Source organism: Bradyrhizobium ingae (assembly GCF_055791185.1).
On record NZ_JBVUBB010000037.1, the window covers coordinates 47569 to 72213 of the forward strand.

The following is a 24645-nucleotide window of genomic DNA, read 5'->3' on the forward strand; positions in this document are numbered from 1 at the left end:
CCCGCCCTGCGAGGTCACGGCCGCGTCTGTCCGGTGCCGTGGACGCGGTACTTGAAGCTCGTGAGCTGCTCGGCGCCAACCGGCCCGCGCGCGTGGAATCGACCGGTGGCTATGCCGATCTCGGCGCCGAAGCCGAACTCGCCGCCATCGGCGAATTGCGTCGAGGCGTTGTGCAGCACGATCGCGGAATCCACTTCGCTCAGGAATTTTTTCGCGGCGGCTTCATCCTTGCTCACGATCGCATCGGTGTGATGCGAGCCGTGATTCTGGATGTGCGCGATCGCGCCGTCGACGCCATCGACAACTTTCGCCGCGATGATCGCGTCGAGATATTCGGTGTCCCAGTCGTCCTCGCTCGCAGCCTTGACGCGGGCGTCGGTCGCCTGCACGGCGTCGTCGCCGCGCACCTCGCAGCCGGCGTCGATCAGCAACTCGACCAGCGGCTTCAGGCTCCTTGCAGCGCCGGCGCGATCGACCAGCAGCGTCTCGGCCGCACCGCAGACGCCGGTGCGGCGCATCTTGGCATTGAGCACGATCGACTTTGCCATCTCGAGATCGGCGCTCGCGTCGACATAGACGTGGTTGACGCCTTCGAGATGCGCGAACACGGGCACGCGCGCCTCGGCCTCGACGCGCGCGACGAGGCTCTTTCCCCCGCGCGGCACGATCACGTCGACGGCACCGTTCAGGCCCGACAGCATCATGCCGACCGCCGCGCGGTCGCGCGTCGGCACCAGCGTGATCGCGGCCTCGGGCAGTCCCGTCTCGCGCAGGCCCTGCATCAGACATTCGTGAATCGCGCGGCAGGAGCGGAAACTGTCGGAGCCGCCGCGCAGGATCACGGCGTTGCCGGATTTCAGGCACAGCACGCCGGCATCGGCCGCGACGTTGGGCCGGCTCTCGAAGATCACGCCGATGACGCCGAGCGGCACGCGCACGCGCTCGATGGTCATGCCATTCGGCCGTTGCCAGCTCTCGGTGACGACGCCGACAGGATCTGCGACGCCGCGCACGATGGCGATGCCCTCGGCCATCGCCTCGACACGCGCGGGCGTGAGCGTCAGGCGGTCGATGAAGGCGCCCGTCGCGTCGCCGCCGGCGCGCGCCTCGGCGACGTCCTCGGCATTGGCCGCGAGAATGGCCGCCGCGTTCTTGCGGATCGCCCGCTCCATGGCCTCCAGTGCCCGGTTCTTCTGCTCCGCCGGCGCCAGCGCCAGCACACGCGCCGCAGCGCGAGCACGGGCGGCGAGATCGGTCATCAGCGCCAGGAGATCGGCAGTGCGATCGGCAGTGCCGTCGAGGGCTTTGAGGGGGGCGGCCATGGGAGTTCAACCTTCTGCTAAGGCGGTGTCCTAGCACGGAAATCCCGCATTTGCGAAGGGGCGGGCGGGGTATGGCAGGTAACCCGACGACCAGCGTCGGCTGGGCCAATGGCCCAGCCTTGGCGTCATGGCCGGGCTTGACCCGGCCATCCACGTCTTTGTCGGCCCGCAAGAACGTGGATGCCTGGGACAAGCCCGGCCATGACGGCTCGTCTGCCTTTGGCGCTACCCGCCCACCACCAGATCGTCGCGGTGGATCATCTCCGATCTCCCGCTGATGCCGAGGATGGCCATCACGTCGGGCGAGGAGCGGCCCTTGATCTGCTCGGCGTCGTCGGCATCATAGGCGATCAGGCCGCGGCCGATCTCGCGCATGTCCGGGCCACGCACGATCACGGCATCGCCGCGGGCGAACTGGCCTTCGACCTTGATCACGCCGGCCGGCAACAGGCTGGCGCCGGCACGCAGCGCGGCGACCGCGCCGGCATCGATGGTCAGCGTGCCCTTCGGCTCAAGCGAGCCCGCGATCCAGCGCTTTCGCGAGGTCACGGGATTGGCGGGTGTCAGGAACCAGGTGCAGCGGCCGCCGTCGGCGATCGCCTGCAAGGGATGCTCGATCTTGCCCGACGCAATCAGCATATGCGTGCCGCCAGTGGTCGCGATTTTCGCGGCTTCGACCTTGGTGCGCATGCCGCCGCGCGACAATTCGGACTCGGCATCGCCTGCCACCGCCTCGATCTCCGAGGAGATGCTGTCGACCACCGGAATCAACTTTGCGTTCGGGTTGTTCTTCGGCGGCGCGTCGTAGAGGCCGTCGATATCGGACAGCAGCACGAGCAGGTCGGCGCTCGCCATGGTGGCAACGCGCGCGGCGAGGCGGTCATTGTCGCCGTAGCGGATTTCGGTCGTGGCGACCGTGTCGTTCTCGTTGATGACGGGGATCGCGCGCCATTCCAGCAGCTTGCCGATGGTGGAGCGCGCATTGAGATAGCGGCGGCGCTCCTCGGTGTCCTGCAGCGTCACCAGGATCTGCCCGGCGCCGATGTCGTGGGCCCCCAGCACCTCCGACCAGATCCGCGCCAGCGCGATCTGGCCGACGGCGGCTGCAGCCTGGCTTTCTTCCAGCTTCAGCGGGCCGCGCGGCAGCTTGAGGCGGCTGCGACCGAGCGCGATCGAGCCTGAGGAGACAATCAGCACATCGCGCCCCTCGCGATGCAGCTTTGCGAGGTCGGCCGCGAGCGCCGCGAGCCATGACGCGCGCACTTCGCCGGCGTCGGAATCGACCAGCAGGGCTGAGCCCACCTTGACGACGATGCGGCGGAATTGACTGAGTTCGGGGCTGGCCATGGGCGCGCTTTAGAACGATCTGCTCTGCACTCGAGAGACGGCGGAGCGAAACAGCGGCGCCGGTGAGGCCTGCTTTTGCAGCAGGACGATGGCCGGCGCAAGGCGGGGCTGCCGGTAAACAGCGTTAACGGCCTTGTCTGTGACCGCCGCACCTGTCTAATGCCGCGGGCCCATCGGAGGAAACTGTTCATGGATCGCCGCACCTTTATCGCTGGGGGCCTTTCGCTGCCCTGGTTGGCGCAGGCGGGTGCGGCATGCGCCGAATCCGGCCCTCTGACCAAGATCATCTTTCCATTCGCGGCCGGTGGGAGCGGCGATACTCTCTGCCGCCTCGTGGCCCAGCATGCGGCATCGATGCTCGACCGCACGATGATCGTGGAGAATCGTACCGGAGGCGATGGCCTGATCGGGATCAAGGCGGTGAAGAATGCAAGCCCCGACGGAAGCATGATCCTGGTGACGACGGGTCCCACGATGTATCTGCTGCCGATGGTGGAGACGACGCCGAGTTTCGATACGGCGAAGGATTTCGTCCCGGTGTCGCTGCTCGCACGCTTCGAGCTTGCCGTCGTGACCAGCATGGCCGTCGACGCCAAGGACTTCGGGCAGTTCGTCGCCTGGCTGAGGTCGCATCCCGACATGACCACCTTCGGAGTGCCCTCCAACGGGACCATTCCGCATTTTGCCGGGTCGAAGCTGGAGAAGGATCTCGGCATCCCCCTGACGCGGGTGCCCTATCGCGGCAGCGCGCTGATGATCAACGATCTCGTCGGCGGCCATCTGCCCTTCGGCATCACCACGCTCGCCGACGCGCTCCCGCAGCATCGCGCCAAGGGCGTCAAGATCATCGCGGTCAGCAGCGCGGAGCGCTCGCCGTTCATTCCCGAAGTGCCCACGCTGAAGGAGAACGGCATCGATCTCGTCGCGGATGCCTGGTACGGCATGTGGCTGCCGGCCGGCAGTCCGCCAGACTTTGCGGCGAAGCTCAGCGCGGCGGCGGTCGCGACGCTCGCCAAGCCCGAGGTGAAGGAGAAGCTCACCGCGATCGGACTCATTCCGGTCGGCAGCACGGCGGAGGGGCTCACTCAGGAGCTCGCCGCGAACACCGCGTTCTGGCAGCCGATCGTGAAGGCGACGGGGTACAAGATCGACAATTAGTTTCTGGCCGCGCCAGGCACTCAGTCGTCAAGCCTGGGCTTGACGATATGAAAGAGCCGCTGCGCGCCCTCTCACCATGAGGGTCTCACAGCTTCGCGCGCTGCGCTATGCCATCCTTGATCGCGGCGAGCTCGGCTTCGTCCCAGATGCCGATGAGAAATCCGCCCTTCACCTGGAGCTGGTTGTCGGCATAGGCCGCGATCTTCTCAGCGGGCGTGGTGATGTGACCGCTCGGATGCAGCGCCCAGTCGAAAAGTTCCGATTGAAGCCTTGCGATGATGCCGGCGCAATCGGGGTCGTCGCCGCGATCGACAAACTCGTCCGGGTCTGTTTCCAGGTCGTACAGCATCGGGCGGAAGCCGGAGGCGTGAATATATTTCCAGCGACCGTCGAACACCATGAACAGGCGGCAGCGCTCGATCGGCTGGTTCAGCTTCAGCCGCACGTCCTGCATGGCGTAGTCGTATTCGGAGAATGCGACCTTGCGCCATTTTGGCTTCTCGCCGCGCAGCAGCGGCAATAGCGAGCGGCCCTCGAGGATGTGGCTGGGCAACTTGCCGCCGAAATAATCGACGAAGGTCGGCGCGAGATCGATGCCCTCGACGAGCGCATCGCATGTCGTGCCGCGCGTGGCGTCGGCTTCCTTCGAGGGATCGATGATGATGAGCGGGATCTTCGCCGACTGCTCGTGGAACAGGTCCTTCTCTCCCATCCAGTGATCGCCGAGATAGTCGCCGTGATCCGACGTGAACACGATCATGGTCGTCTCCAGCAGGCCGCGCGCCTCCAAAAACTTCATCAGCACGCCCATCTGGTCGTCGATCTGCGTGATCAGGCCCATATAGGTCGGGATCACCTTCTCGCGGGCCTCGTCGCGCGCCATGTTGCGGGAGTAACGCATGTCCATGTAGGCGCCGAACACCGGGTGCGGATTTTGCCGCTCGCGCTCGGAGCGGGTCACTGGAAGCATGTCATCCGTCGAATACATGCTCGCGTAAGGCTCGGGCGCGATATAGGGCCAGTGCGGCTTGATGTAGGACAGATGCAGGCACCACGGCCGGCCATCCGTCTCGGCCTCGCTGATGAAGTCCATCGCACGGCGCGTCATGTAGGGCGTCTCGGAGTGCTCGTCCGGTACGCGCGCGGTCTTGTCGGCATGCACCAGCAGCCAGCCATTCTGCAACGAGCCGTCTTCTGCGGAGCCCGAATTGGCCCAATGCTCCCACGGATTCGTGGCCTCAAAACCGTGCTGACGCAGATACTCGTCGTATTTCGGGCGCGGACGTCCCGTCGGATGCAGGCCGTCGTCGCGCTCATACGGTTCAAAACCGCATTCGGCGACGTGAACGCCGATGACCGATTCCAAGGGGATGCCGAGCGCTTTCATGCCTTCGAGATCGGGCGCCATGTGAGTCTTGCCGACCAGCACATTACGCACGCCGATCTTGCCCAGGTGATCGCCGAGCGTGGGCTCACCGACGCGCAGCGGCCAGCCGTTCCAGTGCGAGCCGTGCGAGCGCATGTAGCGTCCGGTGTAGAACGACATCCGCGACGGCCCGCAGATCGGCGATTGTACATAGGCCTTGGAGAACAGCACGCCGCGCCTGGCCATGGCGTCGATATTCGGCGTCTTCAGCGAGGGATGACCGGTGCAGCCGAGATAGTCGTAGCGAAGCTGGTCGCACATGATCCAGAGAACGTTCTTCGCGCGCGACATGCCTCGCCCCTGCTTTTTCTTGATTGCTTGATGCTGCGCTATTGGTGCTGCGATGGCAACCTGCCAGCGATGTGCGTGCCCGCGGCCATGCATTCCGCCGTCGTCCCCGCGTTTTCGCGGGGACGACATTGGAGAGAGTTCAGGCCGACCGAATCAAGCCGACCACGGCTCCGCTTCGGCCGCGCTCTTGGCCTTGCTGGACACCGGGCTCTCGCCGATCACCTCAGCCAGCGCACGCAGTGCTTCCTTGACGCCGTCGCCGGTGACGCCGGAGAGCAGCAGCGGCGTCTTCTTGGCGGCGCGCTTCAGCCGGTCCTTCTGCTTCTTCAGCTCGTCCGGCTCGACCGCGTCGATCTTGTTGAGTGCGACGATCTCGATCTTGTCGGTCAAGAGCCCGCCATAGGCGTCGAGCTCCTTGCGTACGGTCTTGTAGGCCTTGCCGGCGTGTTCGCAGGTTGCGTCGATCAGATGCAGCAGCACGCGGCAGCGCTCGACATGGCCGAGGAAGCGATCACCGAGACCCGTCCCTTCATGCGCGCCTTCGATCAGACCGGGAATGTCCGCGAGCACGAATTCGCGGCCGTCGGCGCTCACGACGCCAAGCTGAGGATGCAGCGTGGTGAAGGGATAGTCGGCGATCTTCGGCCGCGCCGCGCTGACCTTGGAAAGGAAGGTCGATTTGCCGGCGTTGGGCATGCCGACAAGACCGGCATCCGCGATCAGCTTCAGGCGCAGCCAGATCCAGCGCTCTTCGCCCACCTGGCCGGGATTGGCGTTGCGCGGCGCACGGTTGGTCGACGATTTGAAGTGCGCGTTGCCGAACCCGCCATTGCCGCCTTCGGCGAGCACGAATTTTTCGCCGACATTGGTGAAGTCGTGGATCAGCGTCTCGCGATCTTCATCAAAGATCTGCGTACCGACCGGCACCTTCAGCACGATGTTCTTGCCGTTGGCGCCGTGACGGTCCGAGCCCATGCCGTTCTCGCCCTTCTGGGCCTTGAAGTGCTGCTGGTAGCGGTAGTCGATCAGCGTGTTGAGGCCGTCGGCGACCTCGATGATCACGTTGCCGCCGCGGCCGCCATTGCCGCCGGACGGACCGCCGAATTCGATGAACTTCTCGCGGCGGAACGCCACGCAGCCGTTCCCGCCGTCACCCGAGCGGATATAGACCTTTGCTTCGTCGAGGAATTTCATGGGCCATAGGTAGGGCAGGGGAACGGTCGCGGCAACCCGAACTTGTCCGGGAGGAGGCTAAAATCGGCGATTTTCGGCCCCTTGCTTAACCCGTTGACATCAAGCCTGCGCCCCGCCGGATCACGAATTTTGCGGCCAGCGCGTTGCGACAATCCGTTCAATTCGTCATGACGGGCTTGTCTGGGTTCTCCATGCCGTTAAAACGGCCTTTGTCGGTCGTATCGATCGCGCCGCCGCCCCGTCTTCCGTCATTGCGAGGAGCGTAGCGACGAAGCAATCCAGAGTGCATCCGCGGAAGGATTCTGGATTGCTTCGCTGCGCTCGCGATGACGAGTTCCAAAAGCAAACTCTTCAATGCCGCTCTTCAAGAAACTCTCCGCCTATGACGAACGCTCGGCGCGGCTGGCCGGCATCGCGTTGATGGTGCTGTCGATCTTCCTGTTCTCGTTCGGCGACGCGATGGGCAAGTTCATCGTCGCGACCTATTCGGTGGGGCAGCTGCTGTTTCTGCGCGCCTGCGCGGCGTTGCTCGTGCTGGCGCCGTCGATCTGGCGGCGGCGTCACGAATTCACCCGTCTGGAACGGCCGTGGCTGCAGCTCTTTCGCGTGGTGCTCTCGACGCTGGAGGTCGCTGCCTTCTTCCTCGCGACGGTCTACCTGCCGCTCGCCGACGTCATCACCTACTATCTGGCAGGTCCGATCTTCGTCACCGCACTGTCGGCGATCTTCCTGGGCGAGCATGTCGGCTGGCGGCGCTGGACCGCGATCCTGGTCGGCTTCTGCGGAGTCCTGATCGCGCTCCGCCCATCGGCGCAGACGGTGAGCCTGCCGGCGCTGATCGCGCTCGGCGGCAGCCTGTCGTTTGCGACGCTGATGCTGGTCACGCGCTCGTTGCGCGCGACGCCCGACATCGTGATGGCGTCCTCGCAGTTCGGCGGCACGTTCCTGCTCGGGCTCGCCCTGTCCCTGTTTCACTGGGTGCCGCCGAGCGCCGGCAGCCTCGTGGTGTTTGCGCTCGCCGGCTGCACCTCGGTCGCCGCGCTCCTGTGTGTCAACCGCTCGCTCAAGCTCGCGCCCGCGAGCGTGGTGGTGCCCTATCAATATTCGATGATCGTCTGGGCTGTGATCTTCGGCTTCGTGGTGTTCGGCGATGTCCCATCGATCGCCACCATCATCGGCGCCGCCATCATCATCGGCGCCGGTTTCTACATATATTTGCGCGAACGGGATCTGGGACGGCAGGACGATCAGGTGAATCCACCGGTGTGACTGCATATGCGAATCGTCGTCCCGGATCTGCGCTTGCGCTTGTCCGGGACGACAGCGGAGAATGTGGCGCCGCGCGCCCCTTACCTCGCCCGCCGCGCGCTGCTCCAGCTCTTCAGCGACGACCACACGCCGCGCGACAGGCGGAAGCAGTCGACGGGGGTCGAGGATCCCAGCGCGTAGAAGCGGTGTAGCTGGACGCCACTCCACTGGAAGCCGCACTTCTCTAGCACGTTGCGCGAGGCCGGATTGGTGACGCGCGCGCCGGCGTAAAGATGATCCTCCGGAAATTCCTCGAAGAAGAAATCGATCGCCCCGCGTGCGGCCTCGGTGGCAAAGCCTTGTCCCCAATGCTCGACGCCGAGCCAATAGCCGAGCTCGGCATTGCCGGGTGTCGAACAGTCGATCCCGATCATGCCGACGGGTGCATTGTCATGCTCGATCAGGAACACGGTCTCGTTGCCGAGCTCTGCGGTGGCGCGGACGAATGCCACGGCGTCGTCGTAGGAATAGGGATGCGGCAAACGGCGCGTGTTCTCCGCGACGCGGCGGTCGTTGGCGAGATGCGCGATCGCCTTGACGTCGGCGAGTGTGGGCCGCCGCAATGTCAGCCGCTCGGTCGCGACGACGTTCGGCCTCAGCCCAGCCAAGGTCGTGCTTGAAAAGTCCTGCAACATGTCCGGCTCCGTCAACGACTTTAAGTCAAAACGAAAAGGGGAGGCCGGTTTCCCGCCTCCCCTGGAGCCTTCGATCTTTTGATCTCAAGGACTCCGCCGGTTTGGTCAGGACCCGGCGGACTCCAATTTGATCCACCGTATTATTCAGCCGCCTCTGCGATCGGAAGCACCGATACGAATGTGCGGCCGTTGGCTTTAGCCTGGAACGCAACGCGGCCTTCAACCTTGGCGAACAGAGTGTGGTCAGTGCCCATGCCGACATTAAGGCCGGGATGCCAGGTGGTGCCGCGCTGACGCGCAATGATGTTGCCGGGAGTGACGATCTCCCCGCCGAACGCCTTGATGCCGAGGCGCTTGCCCTTCGAATCGCGTCCGTTGCGCGATGAACCGCCTGCTTTTTTGTGAGCCATGGCTCGTCTCCGAAATCCTGCGTATCTCTAGATCAATTCCTTGACGGAATCATTTCACATTTTCTCACGCATCAATTCGTGAATTGGCGTGATCAACGTTTCGCTACTCGGCGGCCTCTTTCGCCACCTTCTCCTTCTTCGGACGCGGCCCCTTGGTGGGCTTGGCGTTGTCGGTCAGGATCTCGGTGACGCGAAGCACGGTGATCTCGTCGCGATAGCCGCGCTTGCGGCGCGAATTCTTGCGGCGGCGCTTCTTGAACGCGATGACCTTCGGCCCGCGCTTGTGCTGGAGCACCTCGGCCGCCACGGACGCACCGGCAACGTTCGGTGCACCCAGGACCGGCGTGTCACCGCCGACCACCAAAACTTCATTCAACTGCACGATCGTGCCGACTTCGCCGGCGATCTTGCCAATTTCCAGGACATCATCCGCAACGACCCGGTACTGCCGGCCGCCGGTTTTGATGACTGCGAACATCGTTTTCTTCCTTCGTGTTCAATCCCGGCCTTTCGGACTTCCGTCCGGGCCGGCTTTTTGTCAGTCGCTATGGGTTTAAGCGTTCCGCGCGGGTGGGGTATGACCCTCAAAATCCACGCAAAAACAAGCGGCGCGAGAAACGCCCCGCGCCGGCTGGGGGACTTATAGCGGCCGAGAGCCCTGAGTCAAGGAAAACCGGGCTGAAAAAGCCCAGAACTTGAAGGATTTGGCCGGTTCTTGGTCCCTTCGGATAGTTGGCCGCACCTGCAACCATTGGGTTCCGCCGCCGTTGTCATCTTCGAATTTCAAAGCGGGCAAGGGCTCCATGGCAGACGAGCTGGTTTTGACGACGGGGATCGCGCAGCACGGCGCTGCGCGCCTGCCGTCGGTGGATGTCGACAGTTTTAACGCCGAGCTGAAGGACGAGGACGGCTTTCTCGGCGACCGCGCCAGCAAGGGCGCGTTCCGCAAGATCCTCGACGTCTGGCGCAAGCCGCTGCGCAAGACGGGCGAGGACCCCTTTGGCGACGAGCCGTCGGAGCGGATCAGCAAGAAGACGCTGGATGACATGCTGGTCGGCGACGACACCGAGGCTTCCGCCGTGGTGCACAGCGCGATCGAGGATTTCGCGCAGGAGCTCGCCTATGTCACCCGCCGCTTCCTGAAGACCAAGGCCTGGGCCAAGACCGAGCGAATCGTGGTCGGCGGCGGTTTTCGCGACAGCCGCCTGGGCGAGCTCGCGATCGCCCGCGCCGACATCATCCTGAAGGCGGAGGGGTTCAAGGGCGACATGCTGCCGATCCGTTTCCACCCTGACGAGGCGGCGCTGATCGGCGCACTGCATCTGGCGCCGTCCTGGATTTTCGAGGCCCATGACAGCATCCTCGCGGTCGATATTGGCGGCACCAATATCCGCTGCGGCGTGGTCGAGACCCGCTGGAAGAAGGCAAAGGACCTCTCCAAGGCCTGCGTCTGGAAGTCCGATCTGTGGCGTCATGCCGACGACGAGCCGACGCGTGAGGGCGCGGTGAAGCGGCTCACCAAGATGCTGAAGGAGCTGATCGCCGAGGCCGGTACCGAAGGCCTGAAGCTCGCCCCCTTCATCGGCATTGCCTGTCCCGGGGTCATCAACGGGGATGGCTCGATCGAGAAAGGTGCGCAAAACCTCCCCGGCAATTGGGAGAGCAGCAAGTTCAACCTGCCGGCGAGCCTGGTCGAAGGCATCCCTGTCATCGGCGAGCACGACACTGCGATCCTGATGCACAATGACGGCGTCGTGCAGGGCCTTTCGGAGGTGCCGTTCATGCAGGACGTCGAGCGCTGGGGCGTGCTCACCATCGGCACCGGGCTCGGCAATGCACGCTTCACCAACCGCCGCAAGGAGGGCAACGGCAAGGACCGTGACTCTACGGACGGAAAGAAGAAGGCCAAAGAAAACAACAAGGAAGGCAAGTAGAGCGACCAGGGGTAACCTTGACTGGTTAGGTTAAGACATGGATTGCGTTGCAGCACGCCGCGCGGTCGTTACGGTCCATCCGTCGCCTCACGCCGGCCGGCGAAGCCGCCCTTCCCGGCCTGCATTGCAATGAGCGGCAACGGGACCGCCAGTGTTTACCGCGTCTGGCGGTCCCACCCGTGGGGCCGCCGCGGCACCGGCCCGCCCCGATGTGATTCTTTTCCGGGTGTCTCGGTTGCGCCCGGGCAGGGTCGGGAAGTTTTGGCACAAATTGCACTTTGCACCCGTTCTCTACGGTCTAGGATTACCGCATGGGGAACGATCTGGTGTTTCGAATCGCGGTCATTGTCCTGGGAACGCTGCCGGTCGTGCTGACGGCCGTGGCGGTGCTCGTCGCGCCGTTTGGCGGCTAGGCGCCAGAACCCGGCGCCGGTGCAGGACCGTGCAAATCGGTGCGAAACCGGCACTCAGGCCGGTTTCAGCCGGGTCATTGCCGCGCGCACGATCAACGAGGCACGGGATTTTCGTCCCGCCCGCCTTGTCTGGCCCGCCATCCTCGCCTAGAACACGCCCCGACCGCACGGGGCTACCCCGATTTGGCGCCTTCAGGAGAGGTGGCAGAGTGGTTGAATGCACCGCACTCGAAATGCGGCATAGGTGCAAGCCTATCGGGGGTTCGAATCCCTCCCTCTCCGCCAGTCCAGAACAGAACTGCGAACGCCGCCAGCAGCCGATTTTGCGCATGAAATCGCGGCGAGCGTTCTGAGCAAATCGCTCTTTGACCCCATAATGCGGACCTCGCGGTCGTCCACTTCAACCCGCTGGGCCAGGGCGCGGAGATGATCCCGGCGATATCCCCCGCCTTCGATCCGCATCCGCTTGCGGGCCGTGGCGGCGAATTTGCGTAGTACCGTTGTGGTGACGGGTTGCTGGGCCGCGCTATCCAATATGGCCTGAGCCCGGATGGCGTCAGCCTGGGCCTGGTCCCGGATCGCCTTCAGCCCGGCGATACGCTCCTTCAGGCCCGGGTCACCCAAATCGGCGACGCCTGTCTCAATGGCGTCATAGAGCCGCTTGAGGCGGAGGTCAGCCTCTGCGGCGCGCTTGTTCAGTTCGGCGATATGCTCGCGCCGCCGCTCCGTGCGTTCCTGGCGGCGGTCCAGGACTGAGGCGAGAACCTCCTCCAGCCGCTCGGGAGCCAGCAGACGCTGCTCGATATGCCCGGCAACGAGGGTGTCCAGCTTCTCCATCCGTACGCTTTGTCCGGCGCATCCAGTCTCTCCCTGCCGGGCCTTGGTCGAGCAAGTGTAGTAGCGATATTGGTTACCCTTGCCGGTCCGGAGCGTCATCGCGCCCGCGCATTTGGCGCAGAAGCAGATGCCGGTCAGTAGGGTTGGCCCGCTGACGATTCGAGCCGGCGTGACCTTCGGATTGCGCGCCCGCAGATGTGCCTGCACTGCGTCGAACGTGGTCTGGTCGATCAGGGGTGGGACCGCGACGGGGACGATCTCGCCGACCGGCTTCAGCTCCTTGCTCTTGCTGCGCTTGTTGAACTCGTGGCGGCCGACATAGGTCGGCCGGGTCAGGATGCGGTGAACCTGTCCGATACCCCAGCGTCCGCCGTCACGCGTGAAGATGCGCCGGGCGTTGAGATGGCTGGCGATGTTCTTGACCCCCATGGGGCCGCTGGTGCCGTCCCCCTCCAGGGCGAGCCGGTAGATCAGCCGCACCGTCTCGGCGTGGAGCGGATCGATCTCAAGCTTCTTCTTGACCTTGGCCCCGCGTTGCTCGGCCGCGACCACGCGGTAACCGATCGGCGGCAGCGAGCCATTCCAGAAGCCTTGCCGCGCGTTCTCCTTCAAGGCCCGCAGCACGTGCTTGGCGTTCTCCTTGGATTGATATTCGTCGAACAGCGCCATGATCTGGCGCATCATGACGTGCATGGGATCGTCGCCCATCTCCTGGGTGATGGAGACGAGCTTGATGCCGTTCCGGGCCAGCTTGCGGACATAGAACTCAAGCTCGAAGTGGTCGCGAAAGAAGCGGCTGAATGAATGAACCACCACCACGTCGAACGGCGCGGGCTTGCTGATGCCGGCCTCGATCATGCGCTGGAATTCGGGCCGGCGGTCGTTGGTGGCGGATGCGCCAGGCTCGACATAGGTCTCGACCAGCCGGTAGCCGCGCGAGGTGCAGTAACTCTCGCCCTGCCGCCTCTGATCCGGGATCGAGACATCGTGCTCGGCTTGTCGCGCGGTCGAGACGCGCAGGTACAGGGCGGCGCGCAGCGGCACGGTCATGACGGATGCTCCCTCTTGCGGTCACCGGCACGGCCCGAACAGTTCATCGAACAAATCGCCGAACCATGCCTCGAACACGTCCACCTCGGCGTCCGTGACCGGAATGTGCTCGGGCCAATCGTCGGTGACCGTCCAGTTTGACAGGTCGTGCCTGGGTGGCCGGCCCGCGCGACGTTCCGGCGGGGTAGCGTAATCCCAAAGGTCGTCGGGTGGAATCCCGAACCTGACGCGTCGGGGCCGTCGGTGGCGAGAGTGAGACATCCCGCCAGCATTCGGTAACTCGCCGGCTTACGGAATCGGTTGATTGCACGCTGCGCGTTGCCGGCGGCAAAAACCTGCCGGGTGCGATTTCGTTTGCTCCGGTCGAGAGGGAGCGGTTTCGCTCATCTTGAGCCATGACCGCTTGGCGAGCCTTTGCCGGGGCAGCGACGGTCGGTCAAGGCCGTAGCCGCGAAGCGGTGGCGCGGAACGCGCCAGCCTTGACGGACCGGCGCTGGTCCGGCCTCTTCGCGGCAAGCGGTCTTGCTCGGTATTGGAGCAAAGTTGAGCGGATGGCGCTCGGATCGTTGATATCCTTGAAGTCTTGAGCAAAACGTATGGCAAGGGCGCTTCTAAGGGTGCTCAAGAATCTCAATAGACCCAACCACATACGCCCGGGCCGACGGCCGCGCTTTTACCTTGCCGTCCTGAGAAGAGCCAAAAGAGCGGACACTGGTGCGGCCATAAGCGCGCCGGTGTACTGGAATTGCGACACCATTCCTGCGAGAGTCGGCGCCATGAGCAACCTCAACGCCAGCGCAGAATCGGTCCTCGTCATCGTTGACCCGGATTACAAATCACCTCACGGGAATCACCGGATTCCGCCTCGACAGTGAAATCTCGGCCGAGGCGCCTGCCTCACCGCAGAGATCTGTGCCGAGCTGTCGGAACTTGGGTTCACAGATTTCGCGAAGACTGAGGACGGCTTCGCGGCGAGACGTTCCCGCGAAGAAGCAATGCGCCAACGTGGGTGCAGTCCTGCCTAAGCCGGTAATCATCTAGGATAGCTTCCCCGACCATGCGCTACGATCTTGATCTGGTTAACCAGTTGTGTCGCGAAATTGGCTTGATAGTGCGTGCGGACACTGATTGTTGTGTGGAGGTCGATCTCGGCCGGGACGCAGTACTGTGCTTTGAGAACGCCGAACGAGAGGATGATTGCCTCATCGGCTTTCTCGGCACGCCCTGGCACACGCACGATAATCTGATGTTCGCGGATGCGCGCGGCAATTATGTCGAACTCGACTATCTCAACCTACTTACGGGCTTAAAGGAGGGACGAGTTCTCGTTTGTGAACGGGAGGTGAAGGGCCAGATTGTGGATCGCTGGTTGGTTCACTGCGAGTGCAACGACGAGTTCGAGTATCTCGAAGAAGACGAGCGGATCATCGTGCGTCGAGGGCTTCATAGGGCTGTAGCGTAGACATAGTGCTCATCATCGTCGGTCGCGGCCCGCCATCCCCGTCATGTACCCCTAGCCGAGCCCTCTCGATCGCGTCGGCTGGCTCGACGACCGGCCAGACGCGTGGTGATGCCATCACGTCCGGGCTCAGTCAGCCAGGAGGCGGACTGTCCCGTGAACACGGGCGCTCCCGCCGGCCTCGGTTGGTGCATCCGCATGCAGCAGGCAAGGGACGCCCATGTCATCGCCTTGCACCACTTCGATGCTGCTTGCGCCGGCAATGCCGAGATCGTGGAGATAGGCGACAAGCGCTGCGGCCGCGGCTCCCGTGGCGGGATCCTCGTAAACGCCGCCGGCCGCGAACGGATTGCGCGCGTGGTAGCGGGACGGACTCTCCGCCTGGATCAGGCTTATCGTCGTCAGGCGCCAGTCGCGCATCAATTCGGCGCCGGCCTGCATCTCATATTTCATCGCGGCAAGGCGCTGACGGTCGCGCATCGCGAGCAACAGGTGACGCGCGCCGGCTTCGATGATTGCCGGTGGGAAGCGATCGTCGAGGTCGCTCTGCGACAGCGCAAAAAGCTCGAGCGACCGATCGAGTAGCTGCGGCGGCGCAGGCTGATTGCGCGTGGGCGCCGATTGAAGAGCCGCGCTGAGGCCACGCTCGGTTCGAAAACCCTCGACGATCGCGGTGCCCTCGTTCAGTTCAAGCGTGATCGGCCCGCTTTCACCCCGCTGAGCGAGGGCCGCGCCCAGCGCGATCGTCGCATGGCCGCAAAATGGCACTTCCGCCTCCGGAGCGAAATAGCGGACGCGATAGCCCTTCGCACTCGGTGCCGCAAAGACCGTCTCGGAATAGCCGACCTCTGCGGCCAGCCTCTGCATGTCGTCTGCGTCCGGCAGCATGTCAGAGATCACCACGCCGGCAGGATTGCCGCCCTGATCGTCACGCGTGAATGCCGCAAGCCGTTGCACGTCCATGTCGATGCTCTCCGCCATACGCTCGATGGGGTTCGTTTCGTAGAGAGGGTGACGCCTCACCGCCACCCGAGCGCGGGCGCGACGTGCTTCAAAATCGCTTCGATCGCGTGTGCGCAGTAGGCGACGCCCAGTTGGTTGGGGATGGTCAGCAGCAGCGTGTCGGCCTCCGTGATGGCCTCGTCGTTGCGGAGCTGCTCGATCAGGGCGTCCGGCTCGGCGGCATAGCTGCGGCCGAAGATCGCGCGGGTTTGCGGGTCGATGAATCCGATCTGGTCCTCGGATTCACCGCCGCGCCCGAAATAGGCGCGGTCGCGATCATCCATCAGCGCGAAGATGCTGCGGCTGACGGACACGCGCGGCTCTCTGACATGGCCGGCCTCCTTCCAGGCGGCGCGGTAGGCGCGGATCTGGGCGGCCTGCTGGACATGGAAGGCTTCGCCCGTCTCGTCGTTCTTCAGCGTCGAGCTTTGCAGGTTCATGCCGAGCCTTGCGGCCCAGACGGCGGTGGCGTTCGAGCCGGCGCCCCACCAGATCCGCTCGCGCAGGCCTTCCGAATGGGGCTCGATGCGCAGCAGGCCGGGCGGGTTGGGAAACATCGGCTGCGGATTGGGCCTTGCAAAGCCTTCGCCGCGCAGGAGGTCGAGGAAGACCTCGGCGTGACGCCGGCCCATGTCGGCATCGCTAACGCCTTCGGCCGGCTGATAGCCGAAGTAGCGCCAGCCATCGATCACCTGCTCCGGCGAGCCGCGGCTGATGCCGAGCTGAAGCCGCCCGCCGGCGATCAGATCGGCGCTGCCTGCGTCCTCCACCATATAGAGCGGATTCTCGTAGCGCATGTCGATCACGGCCGTGCCGATCTCGATGCGGCTGGTTCGCGCGCCGACCGCCGCCAGAAGCGGAAAGGGCGAGGCAAGCTGGCGCGCGAAATGATGGACGCGGAAATAGGCGCCGTCCGCGCCCAGCTCCTCGGCAGCGACCGCAAGCTCGATGGATTGCAACAACGTATCCGCGGCAGAGCGGGTCTGCGATTGCGGCGAGGGCGTCCAGTGCCCGAACGAGAGAAAGCCGATCTTCTTCATGCTGCCAGTCTATGGCCGGATTGCTTTGCGATCGTCAATGCGGACAACGCGCCAAAGATGTCGTGGCCGGGCAAATTCAGGCTTGCTGCGGCGGCATGAGCCGCGATGGCCAGCCGATCCGGACCAGCGTCTCGTCGGGGTCGGACAGCGCGAACTCATACATTCCCCACGGCTTGTGTTCAGGGCCGTGCTTGTCGATCAGTTCGGCGGCGAACTCGCGCGCCAGGGCGTCGACCTCCTCCGTATAGAGGTAGAGCCCAAAAGGATTGCGTCCCGGGATCAGCCATCCGTCGACAGCCTTGGTCAGGTGGAGATGTCCGCCTTTTCGGTCGCCGAGAATGCGATAGCTGTCATCGCCCTCCGTCGGCTCGCCGCCATCCAGGCGCATGAAACCAAGGCGCTCGTAGAAGCGCTGCGAGGCTTCAAGATCGTTGCAGGGCAGGATGGCGGTGAGTGCGTGAGCCGGCACGCGATTGCTCCTTGCGGAACGCTCGATAGGCCAATGATCGCGAGACGATTCTGGCGCAATCGCGACGCAGCCGAACATAAGGGTTCACGATCGCGACAGAGCGCAACCCTCACATCTTGAAGTCGAGGTTGATCGGTTCGTCCGGATAGTTGGGCGATGCGTCGGTCACCGGAACGTCCTTGCCGACGACCTTGAACTCGATATCGGCGATCCAGGCCTGTCCAGTGCCATCCAGCAGGACGCCGAATGCGATGTTCCTGCTGTTTTTGGCAATATCCAGAACGATGGCGTATTTCGTCCAGCCGGTGGTGGCGCGGATCGGCCTGTCCTGCATGTTGTCGATCGTCATCGTTCCCTCGGTGCCATCGACGCGCATCCAGAGGCCGGCCCAGCCGTCGACGGTCGTGGTTCTCACATAGGCCGTCATCTGGAGGCGCACGCCGCGATATTTGTCCGACTTGATGAGTTGCGTCAGGCTGCCAAATCCGCGCGGCGGCCTGCGCGATTTGATGTAGCCGCTCGCCTTGCCGCGATACTGCGTTTGACCATCAGCGCCCATGTCATAGTCGGAGAACGAATCGCCGAAAGCGAACCATCCATTGGGCAATCGCGGATCCCGCGCCTTCGCAGCCTCGTCCAGGTCGGAATCTTTCAGGATCTGACGCGTTTCTGCATTGAGCTTTCTTGCTTCAGCTATCGTCTTCGGCAGAAGGAAGATTTGATTGACGAGCGCCACCAGCGCGCCCGTCGACAGAACCGTTACCAATACGCGAATGACTCCATAGGGCATTGTCGAACCTCCTGCGATTTACGGCTCGGCATCGATCCTTTCGAGTCCGAAGGGATCGCCGACGCGCGGGAAGCGAGCAAATTGAGGGCCTGCCGTGGAACGCAGCATAGGTTGCAAGTCAATTTTCGAGCAACCTGTTTTCGAGGGAAGGCTGCGTCAATATCGGCGAGTCCTACTGACGTGTTTGCACGTCCAACGCCCGCCGCATCACGTCCCAGACCCGTGGTTCCATCGACTGCGCAACGTTGAATCGCAGAAAGCTTGCGGCCGTCTGCGACACGCTGAAGACATTCCCTGGCGCTAGCACGACGTCTTCGGCAAGCGCCGCGCGCGCGACTTCCGTCGAATCCAGTCCATCGGGCAGGCGGCACCAGAGAAAAAATCCGCCGCGCGGCATCAGCCAGGGCTCGAGGCCCAGCGCCCCGAGCTTGCGCGCCACGTCGCGCCGGCTGCGTACGAGCTTTTGCCTGAGCTCGTCCATGTGCTTGCGATAGCTGCCGCCCGCAAGCACCTTCGCGATCACTTCGGTCGCAACCGGGCTCGGGCCGCCAAAGCTGGTTGCGACCTGGAGGTCGACGAGATGCTCGATCCAGTCGGGCTTTGCTGCGATATAGCCGCAGCGTAGCGAGGCGGAGAGCGTCTTGGAGAAGCTGCCGATGCGGATGACGTTGGCGAGGCCGTCAAGGGCGGCAAGGCGCGGCGACCGCTCCGATTCGAAATCGGCGAAGATATCGTCCTCGATGATCGCCAGATCATGTGCAGCGGCGATGCTCAAGATGCGGTGCGCGGTTTGCAGCGACAGCGTTGCGCCGGTCGGGTTATGTAGCGCGGAATTGGTGATGTAGAGGCGCGGCCGCTCCGCGGCGAGGATCGCCTCGAAGCGCGCGACGTCCGGACCCGACGGCGTGTAGGGCACACCGAGGATCTTCACCTGATGCGCGCGCAGCAGCGCGCGAAAATTGAAATAGCAGGGATCGTCGACCAGCACCGTGTCGCCGGGCCGCAGCAGGAAGCGGCAGACGAGGTCGGTGGCTTGCGTGCCCGAACCCGTGAGCAGGAGTTGGTCGATCGAGGCTCCGATGCCGTCCTCGGCAAGGCGGGCCAGCAAGTACCGGCGCAATGCGAGCGAGCCGCGCGTAGAGCCATAGTCAGCGAGCACGCTCTCATCGCTCCGCGCGAGCGCGCGAAACGCGCGGCGCAACGCCGCCTCCGGCATCCAGCCCGCCGGCAGCCAGCCACAGCCGGGCTTGAGCGTTGATGAACCTGCATCGAGCGACTGCCGTGACACCCAGAACGGGTCCACGGCGCGGTCGCGGCGTGTCTCGACATCGGCGAGTGCGAGCGGTGGCATCGTCGTCGCGGAGACATAGAAGCCGGAGCCGCGCCGCGCGCGGATCAATCCCTCAGCTGCGAGGCGATCATAGGCTTCGACCACGGTGGAGGGCGAAACGCTCATGCTCGCGGCCAGCTTGCGGATCGAGGGCAGGCGATCGCCGGGGACAAGCGCGCGGCTCGCGACCTTGGTGCGGATGGCGTCCATCACATCGGTGGTGCGCGCCCCGCCGCGGCCTCTGGTTTGCGTCAGATCGTCCAAGTGTATGGGCTTCCATATCGATACAGTTTGACCAGATTGTATGGGATTGTTGCTGGTTTCGCCACCGTCGAAAGGCCAGGGTCGACTACGTGAAAGCGAGGCATCATGCAATCGGCCGGCAACGGATGGGGTAACGGTCTCCTGGGCGTGGTCATATTCAGCGGCTCGCTGCCGGCAACGCGCGTCGCGGTCGGCGGCTTCTCCGCAACCTTCCTGACCTCCGCGCGCGCGGTGATCGCAGCGCTGCTGGGGACTGCGCTGCTTGCCCTGCTTCAGCAGCAAAGACCTGCGCGAAAAGACCTTGCCTCGCTCGCCATCGTCTCGCTCGGCGTCGTGGTCGGCTTCCCGCTGCTGACCGCCTTGGCGCTCCAGCACGTCACCTCGGCGCATTCGATCGTTTTGATCGGCCTGTTGCCGCTTGCGACCGCAATCTTCGCCGTGCTGCGCGGCGGCGAGCGGCCGCGATTGCCGTTCTGGCTGTTCTCGACCCTCGGCAGCGCGACGGTTGCGGGTTTTGCGCTGTCGGGTGGTGGCGCGGGCTCGCTGACCGGCGATCTTCTGATGGTCGCCGCGATCCTGCTCTGCGGCCTCGGCTACGCCGAAGGCGCGACGCTATCGCGCCGGCTCGGCGGCTGGCAGGTCATCTCATGGGCGCTGATCCTCGCACTGCCGCTGATGCTGCCGGTCGCGATCCTGTCCTTGCCGCCAACATGGGACGGCATCGGCGCCCCGGCCTGGATCGGCCTTGCCTACGTCTCCGTCTTCAGCATGTTCGTCGGCTTCGTGTTCTGGTACCGCGGCCTCGCGCTCGGCGGCACCGCCAGCGTCGGTCAGTTGCAACAGCTCCAGCCCTTCATGGGCCTCGCGCTGGCGGGTCTCGTCCTGCACGAGCCGGTGGCGTGGAGCATGATCGCCGCCACCGCGCTCGTCGTCGTCTGTGTCGCGTTTGCGCGGCGGTTTGCGTGAGCGAGCACGCGAAATGAGCCTAGGGAGCCGCAGTGCCTCTCATAGACGCGGCCCGCCCAACGTGAAGCCGCCATCGATGACGACGCCTCACCATTCCCGTTCTCGAATCTCGGCATGCTCGCGATAGCGCGTCTCGGTGCCACTACATCCGATGCCGTTGCCGTGTGATCACGAGCGTTGATCTGGATCAACGCTCGCTCCGGCAGTCTGGGTCTCATTGCATCGGGAGAGTTATCTCCTTGATGAATCGCATGCCCTATTTCGCAATGACGGTAACAGCATCCGCATAGCCAGTGCCGACTTTCACGTTTCGCAGCTGGGTCGGTGATCGGAATTCCCGCTCGACCGAAGAGAAATCCGCCCATCATTGCTGGCCTGTCCATAGTCGATCGAAGTTACGAGATCAGAGCAGGTTTGGGAGTGGCGTCATGAACATTACTCGTCGAAATCTCCTGTCCGCCACGCTGGGGACTGCGCTCTCTGCACTTTCACTCTCATCGAGCCGTGCGGACTATGACGGCCCGCTGCTGAATGCGGTGGAAGGTGGCGAAGACTTCTGGCTTGCCACCGATGCCTACGTCTTCGGTTATCCGCTCGTGACAATGGAGATAACGCGACGGGTCATGACCAATATGGCCTCCGTCGAGGGGACGCGCGGGCCCATGGGGCAGTTCGTCAAGCTGCGGTCGTATCCCGATGCAAGCTTCAAGGATGTGACGGCACCGAACGCCGATACGCTCTACACCACGGCGTGGATCGACGTGGGCAATGAGCCGTGGGTCCTCAGTATCCCTGACATGAAGGATCGCTATTTCCTGTTCCCAATGCTCGATGGCTGGACAAACGTGTTTCAGGTCCCGGGCAAACGTACGACAGGTACCAAAGCACAGACCTATGCGATTACCGGGCCCGGCTGGAGCGGCACGCTCCCTGCGGGCGTGAAGGAGTATAAGTCGCCCACCAGCATCGTCTGGATATTGGGTCGCATCTACTGTACCGGCACCGCCGAGGACTATGCGGCGGTGCATGCCGCCCAGGATGAGTTCAAGCTCGTCCCGCTGAGTGCATATGGGAAGCCTTACACGCCTCCACCGGGCGAGGTCGATCCGTCGATCGACATGAAGACTGCGGTGCGCGATCAGGTCAACCGCATGGACGCCGCTGCCTATTTCAGCCTTCTGGCACAACTCATGAAGCGGAATCCGCCGGCGGCCGCCGACGCCGCTGAGGTCGCCAAATTCGCGAAGATCGGCCTCGTTCCGGGCAAGGATTTTGATGCCGGCAAGCTCGATGCGGCATTTGCGAAGCGTATCCCGCAGGTCGCGTTCGACCGCATCATGATCCAGTTCAAGGTCAACAAGGCCATCAGGAACACTAACGGCTGGGCATTTGACTCGCAGACGGGCGTCTACGGCACCGACTATCTCAACCGTGCCCTCGTCACGGCCATCGGGCTCGGCGCCAATCGCATCCAGGATGCATGCTATCCGACGTCGCAAAAGGACACTGATGGCAAGGATTACGTCGGCAGCAACAAGTATGTGATGCGTTTTCCGAAGGGACAGCTTCCGCCCGTCGGCGGCTTCTGGTCGCTGACCATGTACGACGAGAACTACTTCTTCGTCGCCAATCCGATCAACCGATATTCAATCAGCGCCCGTCAGAACCTGAAGTCCAATCCGGATGGAACGATCGATCTCTATGTCCAGAAGGATTCGCCTGGAGCGGACAAGGAGTCGAACTGGCTGCCTGCACCCGCCGGCAAGTTCATTCTGATGCTGCGGATGTATTGGCCGAACGAGAAACCGCCTTCGATTATCAACGGCAGCTGGTCTCCGCCTGCCGTCAGGAAGATTGCGGGTAGCTGATCGCAAGGAGCCGGCGAGCGGGCGCAATGGAAGGAGCAGGTCAAGGTTTAGTCGGACCCAAGGGAGGTCGAGATGAAGATCGCGCTGTTGTCGGCGGCACTGCTCGGAGGCCAAATGGTGACGCCCGTTTCCGATCGTGTCCCCCATCTCAATGTCGAGGTGCTGTGCAAGGCGACAGTGGCCGATGACAAAGCAAACGGAATCGCTTTGGGGCAGAGTTTTGAAGACTGCATGAGCGATGAGACCAAGGCTCAGCAGCAGCTCGTTGTTCTTTGGTCGGCAAGTGCCGGTCCTGTTCGTGATCGCTGCGAAAAGGAGGCGACGTCAATCGCCGACAGTCAGAGCTATGTTGATCTCCTCACTTGTATTCAGGAAGGCGAACCTGCGAGCCCGCCCTCCGGAGCCCCGCTAAAGCGAGCAAGCAAGAAGCGAGACGCGAAGTAGATCTATCGAACCAACAAAGGAGGCTGTCATGCAATACCCAACTAAACTGTGGTTGGCTGGTGCCGTTATCGTCTGCGCAGCGATAAGCTCTGTGCAGTGGTCAGAAGAAGATGGTCTTTCATTCTCGATTCAGAGCGCACAGGCCCGCGTCGGGCGGCCAGCGACGCCAGCGAGCGTCGCCGGCGTTGCGCGTCGAACGACGCGCCGAGCCGTGGTCGGTGGAGCGGCCGTCGGTGCAGCGGCCGTTGGAGCCGCCGCCGTGGCGGCGCCAACCTGCGCCCGCGTGCTGGTCAATGGCGTGTGGGTCTGTCGCTAGGCGAGCGATCGGTCCCTCGGAGGTGGTGTCTGTGCGGCGGTCTGCGTGAGACCGCCGCCCTCACCCCTGTCCCATCACCGTCCGCGTCAGCGCGCTTCTGGCAAACTTCTTCAGCGGCATCGGCTTACCGAACAGATAGCCCTGCACGAGATCGAAGCCGATCTCGTTGGCGGCGACGAGATCGGCGCGGGTTTCGATGCCTTCGGCGACGCTGCGCGCGCCGTAATCCCTGGCGAGCTCGACGATGTGGCGGCACACGTTGCGCTTCAACGCATCGTTGCTGCTGCCGGTGACGAAGTGGCGGTCGGCCTTGAGCTTGACGAAGGGAAACCGGTCGAGCCCCATCAGCTCCGGCCAGTTGGTGCCGACATTGTCGATGGCGAGTCCGATGTTGTGAAAGCGCACCTCGGATGCGACGTCGAGCAGCAGGTCGAGATCGGCGATCACCTCGGAGCTCTCGATCTCGATCGTCAGCCCGCCGAAGGCGGGATGCGCGGGCATGCGCCGGCAGAGATCGCGCACGGCGTGTGGCTCGCGCAGGAACGAGGCCGGCAGGTTGATCGAGAGATCGACCGGGCTCTGCCGCTCCACGAGATAGTGCCAGTCATGCAGCGCGCGTTCGATCACGAACTCCGACAGTTCGCGAAAGTGCGGATCGTGCTCCTCGGGGATGAAATAGGCCGGCGGCACGACGCCCCAGGTCGGATGCCGCATTCGCACCAAGGCCTCGGCGCCGCAGCGGATCAGCGTGCGCGCATCGATCTTCGGCTGGTACCAGAGCTCGAGCCAGCCTGCATGCAAGGCTTCGCCGACATGCACGGCGGGGCTCGGCGCCGGCTCATCCGGCAGCAGCATCGCGATGCGGTCGCGTAGCGTCTCGGCGGCAAAGGGCGTCGTCAGCGGCGGCAGCATGGCGAGGCCGTATTCCTCGCCGACCTGCTGCACCGCCTTCACGATGATCGACTCGCGCGCACCGACGGCCAGGACCTTGCCGCCGAATTCCTCGCGCACCAGGATCTCCAGAAAACGTCCGGGCTCGATGCCGTCGACCGCAATGCCGAGCAGGATCAGGTCGGGCACCTCCGTGGCGAGCACGCCGCGCAGCTCGTCGGCGTTGCCGCATTCGCTGGTGACGAAGCCGAGATCCTCCAGCACCTCGCTCATGAAGGCACGCAGGTGCCGCTTGCCGTCGGCCACGCAGGCGCGCGGCGTCACCTTCCGTCGTCCGAAGGTTACAGTTTTCCGTCCAGTGAGCTCGCCCAGCCCCTCGTCCATCGCACACCACTCCCGTTCCGTGACAGCTTCATAACGGCGGGTGCGGCTTCAAATATGGAGAGCTTCAGCTTCATTGTTGAATTATTTGGGTAACGTT

The 24645-nt window shown here is 63.8% G+C and carries 22 protein-coding genes and 1 tRNA gene; 8 read left to right on the forward strand and 15 right to left on the reverse strand.

Translation table 11 applies throughout. From position 1 onward, the window contains the following. Nucleotides 1-14: 14 nt before the first annotated feature. Nucleotides 15-1322 (reverse strand): glutamate-5-semialdehyde dehydrogenase, encoded by a 1308-nt coding sequence (locus ACV1FX_RS34380; protein ID WP_473121980.1) that lies wholly within the window; start codon nt 1320-1322, stop codon nt 15-17. 225 nt (nt 1323-1547) lie between these two features. Next, nucleotides 1548-2669, reverse strand: coding sequence for a glutamate 5-kinase (gene proB / locus ACV1FX_RS34385; protein WP_473121981.1), 1122 nt, complete (start codon nt 2667-2669; stop codon nt 1548-1550). A 189-nt stretch (nt 2670-2858) separates the two neighbouring features. Here proB and ACV1FX_RS34390 point away from each other — a divergent pair, with 189 nt between their 5' ends. After that, nucleotides 2859-3827, forward strand: coding sequence for a Bug family tripartite tricarboxylate transporter substrate binding protein (locus tag ACV1FX_RS34390; RefSeq protein WP_473121982.1), 969 nt, complete (start codon nt 2859-2861; stop codon nt 3825-3827). 85 nt (nt 3828-3912) lie between these two features. Here ACV1FX_RS34390 and ACV1FX_RS34395 read toward each other — a convergent pair whose 3' ends face one another. From ACV1FX_RS34395 to ACV1FX_RS34405, 3 genes are all read right to left on the reverse strand, one after another. Further along, complete coding sequence (locus tag ACV1FX_RS34395) at nt 3913-5544, reverse strand: alkaline phosphatase family protein (protein ID WP_473121983.1); 1632 nt, start codon at nt 5542-5544, stop codon at nt 3913-3915. 153 nt (nt 5545-5697) lie between these two features. Beyond that, nucleotides 5698-6738 carry a GTPase ObgE gene (gene obgE, locus ACV1FX_RS34400; protein ID WP_473121984.1) on the reverse strand — a complete coding sequence of 347 codons (1041 nt, stop codon included), beginning with the start codon at nt 6736-6738 and terminating at the stop codon, nt 5698-5700. 157 nt (nt 6739-6895) lie between these two features. Further along, nucleotides 6896-7078 (reverse strand): hypothetical protein, encoded by a 183-nt coding sequence (locus tag ACV1FX_RS34405; RefSeq protein WP_473121985.1) that lies wholly within the window; start codon nt 7076-7078, stop codon nt 6896-6898. A gap of 14 nt (nt 7079-7092) precedes the next feature. On the opposite strand from ACV1FX_RS34405, the gene ACV1FX_RS34410 reads away from it, so the two are divergent. Continuing rightward, nucleotides 7093-8007: a DMT family transporter gene (locus ACV1FX_RS34410; protein ID WP_473121986.1), complete on the forward strand. Its 915-nt coding sequence runs from the start codon at nt 7093-7095 to the stop codon at nt 8005-8007. 80 nt (nt 8008-8087) lie between these two features. On the opposite strand, the gene ACV1FX_RS34415 is transcribed toward ACV1FX_RS34410, so the two are convergent. The 3 genes from ACV1FX_RS34415 to rplU all read right to left on the reverse strand — a co-directional run bounded on the left by ACV1FX_RS34415 (nt 8088) and on the right by rplU (nt 9569). Beyond that, nucleotides 8088-8681, reverse strand: a complete 594-nt coding sequence (locus ACV1FX_RS34415) for a GNAT family N-acetyltransferase (RefSeq protein ID WP_473121987.1) — start codon at nt 8679-8681, stop codon at nt 8088-8090. A 140-nt stretch (nt 8682-8821) separates the two neighbouring features. Continuing rightward, entirely contained in the window at nt 8822-9091 is a 270-nt protein-coding gene (gene rpmA, locus ACV1FX_RS34420; RefSeq protein WP_018643862.1) for a 50S ribosomal protein L27, read from the reverse strand. Nucleotides 9092-9194: 103 nt separating this feature from the next. After that, nucleotides 9195-9569 (reverse strand): 50S ribosomal protein L21, encoded by a 375-nt coding sequence (gene rplU, locus ACV1FX_RS34425; protein WP_473121988.1) that lies wholly within the window; start codon nt 9567-9569, stop codon nt 9195-9197. Nucleotides 9570-9894: 325 nt separating this feature from the next. Between rplU and ACV1FX_RS34430 the strand changes: the two genes are divergently transcribed. Continuing rightward, a complete protein-coding gene (locus ACV1FX_RS34430; RefSeq protein WP_473121989.1) occupies nt 9895-11025 on the forward strand; it encodes an ROK family protein in 1131 nt (376 codons plus the stop codon). Between the two features lie 608 nt (nt 11026-11633). Beyond that, a tRNA-Ser gene (locus tag ACV1FX_RS34435) sits at nt 11634-11723 on the forward strand. Here ACV1FX_RS34435 and ACV1FX_RS34440 read toward each other — a convergent pair. Further along, a complete protein-coding gene (locus ACV1FX_RS34440) occupies nt 11691-13325 on the reverse strand; it encodes a recombinase family protein (protein ID WP_473121990.1) in 1635 nt (544 codons plus the stop codon). The genes ACV1FX_RS34435 and ACV1FX_RS34440 overlap by 33 nt on opposite strands. Before the next feature lie 1057 nt (nt 13326-14382). Between ACV1FX_RS34440 and ACV1FX_RS34445 the strand changes: the two genes are divergently transcribed. Beyond that, the gene (locus ACV1FX_RS34445; RefSeq protein ID WP_473121991.1) at nt 14383-14787 is read left to right on the forward strand and encodes a hypothetical protein; all 405 of its coding nucleotides are present in this window, start codon (nt 14383-14385) and stop codon (nt 14785-14787) included. Nucleotides 14788-14913: 126 nt separating this feature from the next. Here ACV1FX_RS34445 and ACV1FX_RS34450 read toward each other — a convergent pair whose 3' ends face one another. The 5 genes from ACV1FX_RS34450 to ACV1FX_RS34470 form a co-directional block, all read right to left on the reverse strand. Further along, nucleotides 14914-15747, reverse strand: a complete 834-nt coding sequence (locus ACV1FX_RS34450; RefSeq protein WP_473121992.1) for a PhzF family phenazine biosynthesis protein — start codon at nt 15745-15747, stop codon at nt 14914-14916. Between the two features lie 56 nt (nt 15748-15803). Next, complete coding sequence (locus ACV1FX_RS34455; protein ID WP_473121993.1) at nt 15804-16826, reverse strand: LLM class flavin-dependent oxidoreductase; 1023 nt, start codon at nt 16824-16826, stop codon at nt 15804-15806. A gap of 76 nt (nt 16827-16902) precedes the next feature. Next, a complete protein-coding gene (locus ACV1FX_RS34460) occupies nt 16903-17295 on the reverse strand; it encodes a VOC family protein (protein ID WP_473121994.1) in 393 nt (130 codons plus the stop codon). Between the two features lie 109 nt (nt 17296-17404). Beyond that, nucleotides 17405-18085, reverse strand: a complete 681-nt coding sequence (locus ACV1FX_RS34465) for a hypothetical protein (protein WP_473121995.1) — start codon at nt 18083-18085, stop codon at nt 17405-17407. Nucleotides 18086-18257: 172 nt separating this feature from the next. Next, nucleotides 18258-19625, reverse strand: coding sequence for an aminotransferase-like domain-containing protein (locus ACV1FX_RS34470; RefSeq protein WP_473122012.1), 1368 nt, complete (start codon nt 19623-19625; stop codon nt 18258-18260). Between the two features lie 159 nt (nt 19626-19784). On the opposite strand from ACV1FX_RS34470, the gene ACV1FX_RS34475 reads away from it, so the two are divergent. From ACV1FX_RS34475 to ACV1FX_RS34485, 3 genes are all read left to right on the forward strand, one after another. Further along, nucleotides 19785-20645, forward strand: coding sequence for a DMT family transporter (locus ACV1FX_RS34475; RefSeq protein WP_473121996.1), 861 nt, complete (start codon nt 19785-19787; stop codon nt 20643-20645). 428 nt (nt 20646-21073) lie between these two features. Next, nucleotides 21074-22513 carry a DUF1254 domain-containing protein gene (locus ACV1FX_RS34480; RefSeq protein WP_473121997.1) on the forward strand — a complete coding sequence of 480 codons (1440 nt, stop codon included), beginning with the start codon at nt 21074-21076 and terminating at the stop codon, nt 22511-22513. Nucleotides 22514-22585: 72 nt separating this feature from the next. Further along, nucleotides 22586-22957 carry a hypothetical protein gene (locus ACV1FX_RS34485; RefSeq protein ID WP_473121998.1) on the forward strand — a complete coding sequence of 124 codons (372 nt, stop codon included), beginning with the start codon at nt 22586-22588 and terminating at the stop codon, nt 22955-22957. Nucleotides 22958-23333: 376 nt separating this feature from the next. Here the strand turns inward: ACV1FX_RS34485 and ACV1FX_RS34490 are convergent, their stop codons facing one another. Continuing rightward, entirely contained in the window at nt 23334-24548 is a 1215-nt protein-coding gene (locus ACV1FX_RS34490) for an EAL domain-containing response regulator (protein ID WP_473121999.1), read from the reverse strand. Nucleotides 24549-24645 lie beyond the last annotated feature (97 nt).

Excerpts from the sequence above, each read along its gene's own strand:
- ACV1FX_RS34395 (WP_473121983.1), bottom strand. The coding sequence starts at position 5,544 with ATGTCGCGCGCGAAGAACGTTCTCTGGATCATGTGCGACCAGCTTCGC.
- obgE (WP_473121984.1), bottom strand. The coding sequence starts at position 6,738 with ATGAAATTCCTCGACGAAGCAAAGGTCTATATCCGCTCGGGTGACGGC.
- ACV1FX_RS34480 (WP_473121997.1), top strand. The coding sequence starts at position 21,074 with ATGAACATTACTCGTCGAAATCTCCTGTCCGCCACGCTGGGGACTGCG.
- ACV1FX_RS34475 (WP_473121996.1), top strand. The coding sequence starts at position 19,785 with ATGCAATCGGCCGGCAACGGATGGGGTAACGGTCTCCTGGGCGTGGTC.
- ACV1FX_RS34415 (WP_473121987.1), bottom strand. The coding sequence starts at position 8,681 with ATGTTGCAGGACTTTTCAAGCACGACCTTGGCTGGGCTGAGGCCGAAC.
- ACV1FX_RS34440 (WP_473121990.1), bottom strand. The coding sequence starts at position 13,325 with ATGACCGTGCCGCTGCGCGCCGCCCTGTACCTGCGCGTCTCGACCGCG.
- ACV1FX_RS34445 (WP_473121991.1), top strand. The coding sequence starts at position 14,383 with ATGCGCTACGATCTTGATCTGGTTAACCAGTTGTGTCGCGAAATTGGC.
- ACV1FX_RS34450 (WP_473121992.1), bottom strand. The coding sequence starts at position 15,747 with ATGGACGTGCAACGGCTTGCGGCATTCACGCGTGACGATCAGGGCGGC.
- proB (WP_473121981.1), bottom strand. The coding sequence starts at position 2,669 with ATGGCCAGCCCCGAACTCAGTCAATTCCGCCGCATCGTCGTCAAGGTG.
- ACV1FX_RS34465 (WP_473121995.1), bottom strand. The coding sequence starts at position 18,085 with ATGCCCTATGGAGTCATTCGCGTATTGGTAACGGTTCTGTCGACGGGC.
- rplU (WP_473121988.1), bottom strand. The coding sequence starts at position 9,569 with ATGTTCGCAGTCATCAAAACCGGCGGCCGGCAGTACCGGGTCGTTGCG.
- ACV1FX_RS34390 (WP_473121982.1), top strand. The coding sequence starts at position 2,859 with ATGGATCGCCGCACCTTTATCGCTGGGGGCCTTTCGCTGCCCTGGTTG.
- ACV1FX_RS34430 (WP_473121989.1), top strand. The coding sequence starts at position 9,895 with ATGGCAGACGAGCTGGTTTTGACGACGGGGATCGCGCAGCACGGCGCT.
- ACV1FX_RS34380 (WP_473121980.1), bottom strand. The coding sequence starts at position 1,322 with ATGGCCGCCCCCCTCAAAGCCCTCGACGGCACTGCCGATCGCACTGCC.
- ACV1FX_RS34455 (WP_473121993.1), bottom strand. The coding sequence starts at position 16,826 with ATGAAGAAGATCGGCTTTCTCTCGTTCGGGCACTGGACGCCCTCGCCG.
- ACV1FX_RS34490 (WP_473121999.1), bottom strand. The coding sequence starts at position 24,548 with ATGGACGAGGGGCTGGGCGAGCTCACTGGACGGAAAACTGTAACCTTC.
- ACV1FX_RS34485 (WP_473121998.1), top strand. The coding sequence starts at position 22,586 with ATGAAGATCGCGCTGTTGTCGGCGGCACTGCTCGGAGGCCAAATGGTG.
- ACV1FX_RS34470 (WP_473122012.1), bottom strand. The coding sequence starts at position 19,625 with ATGGACGCCATCCGCACCAAGGTCGCGAGCCGCGCGCTTGTCCCCGGC.
- rpmA (WP_018643862.1), bottom strand. The coding sequence starts at position 9,091 with ATGGCTCACAAAAAAGCAGGCGGTTCATCGCGCAACGGACGCGATTCG.
- ACV1FX_RS34410 (WP_473121986.1), top strand. The coding sequence starts at position 7,093 with ATGCCGCTCTTCAAGAAACTCTCCGCCTATGACGAACGCTCGGCGCGG.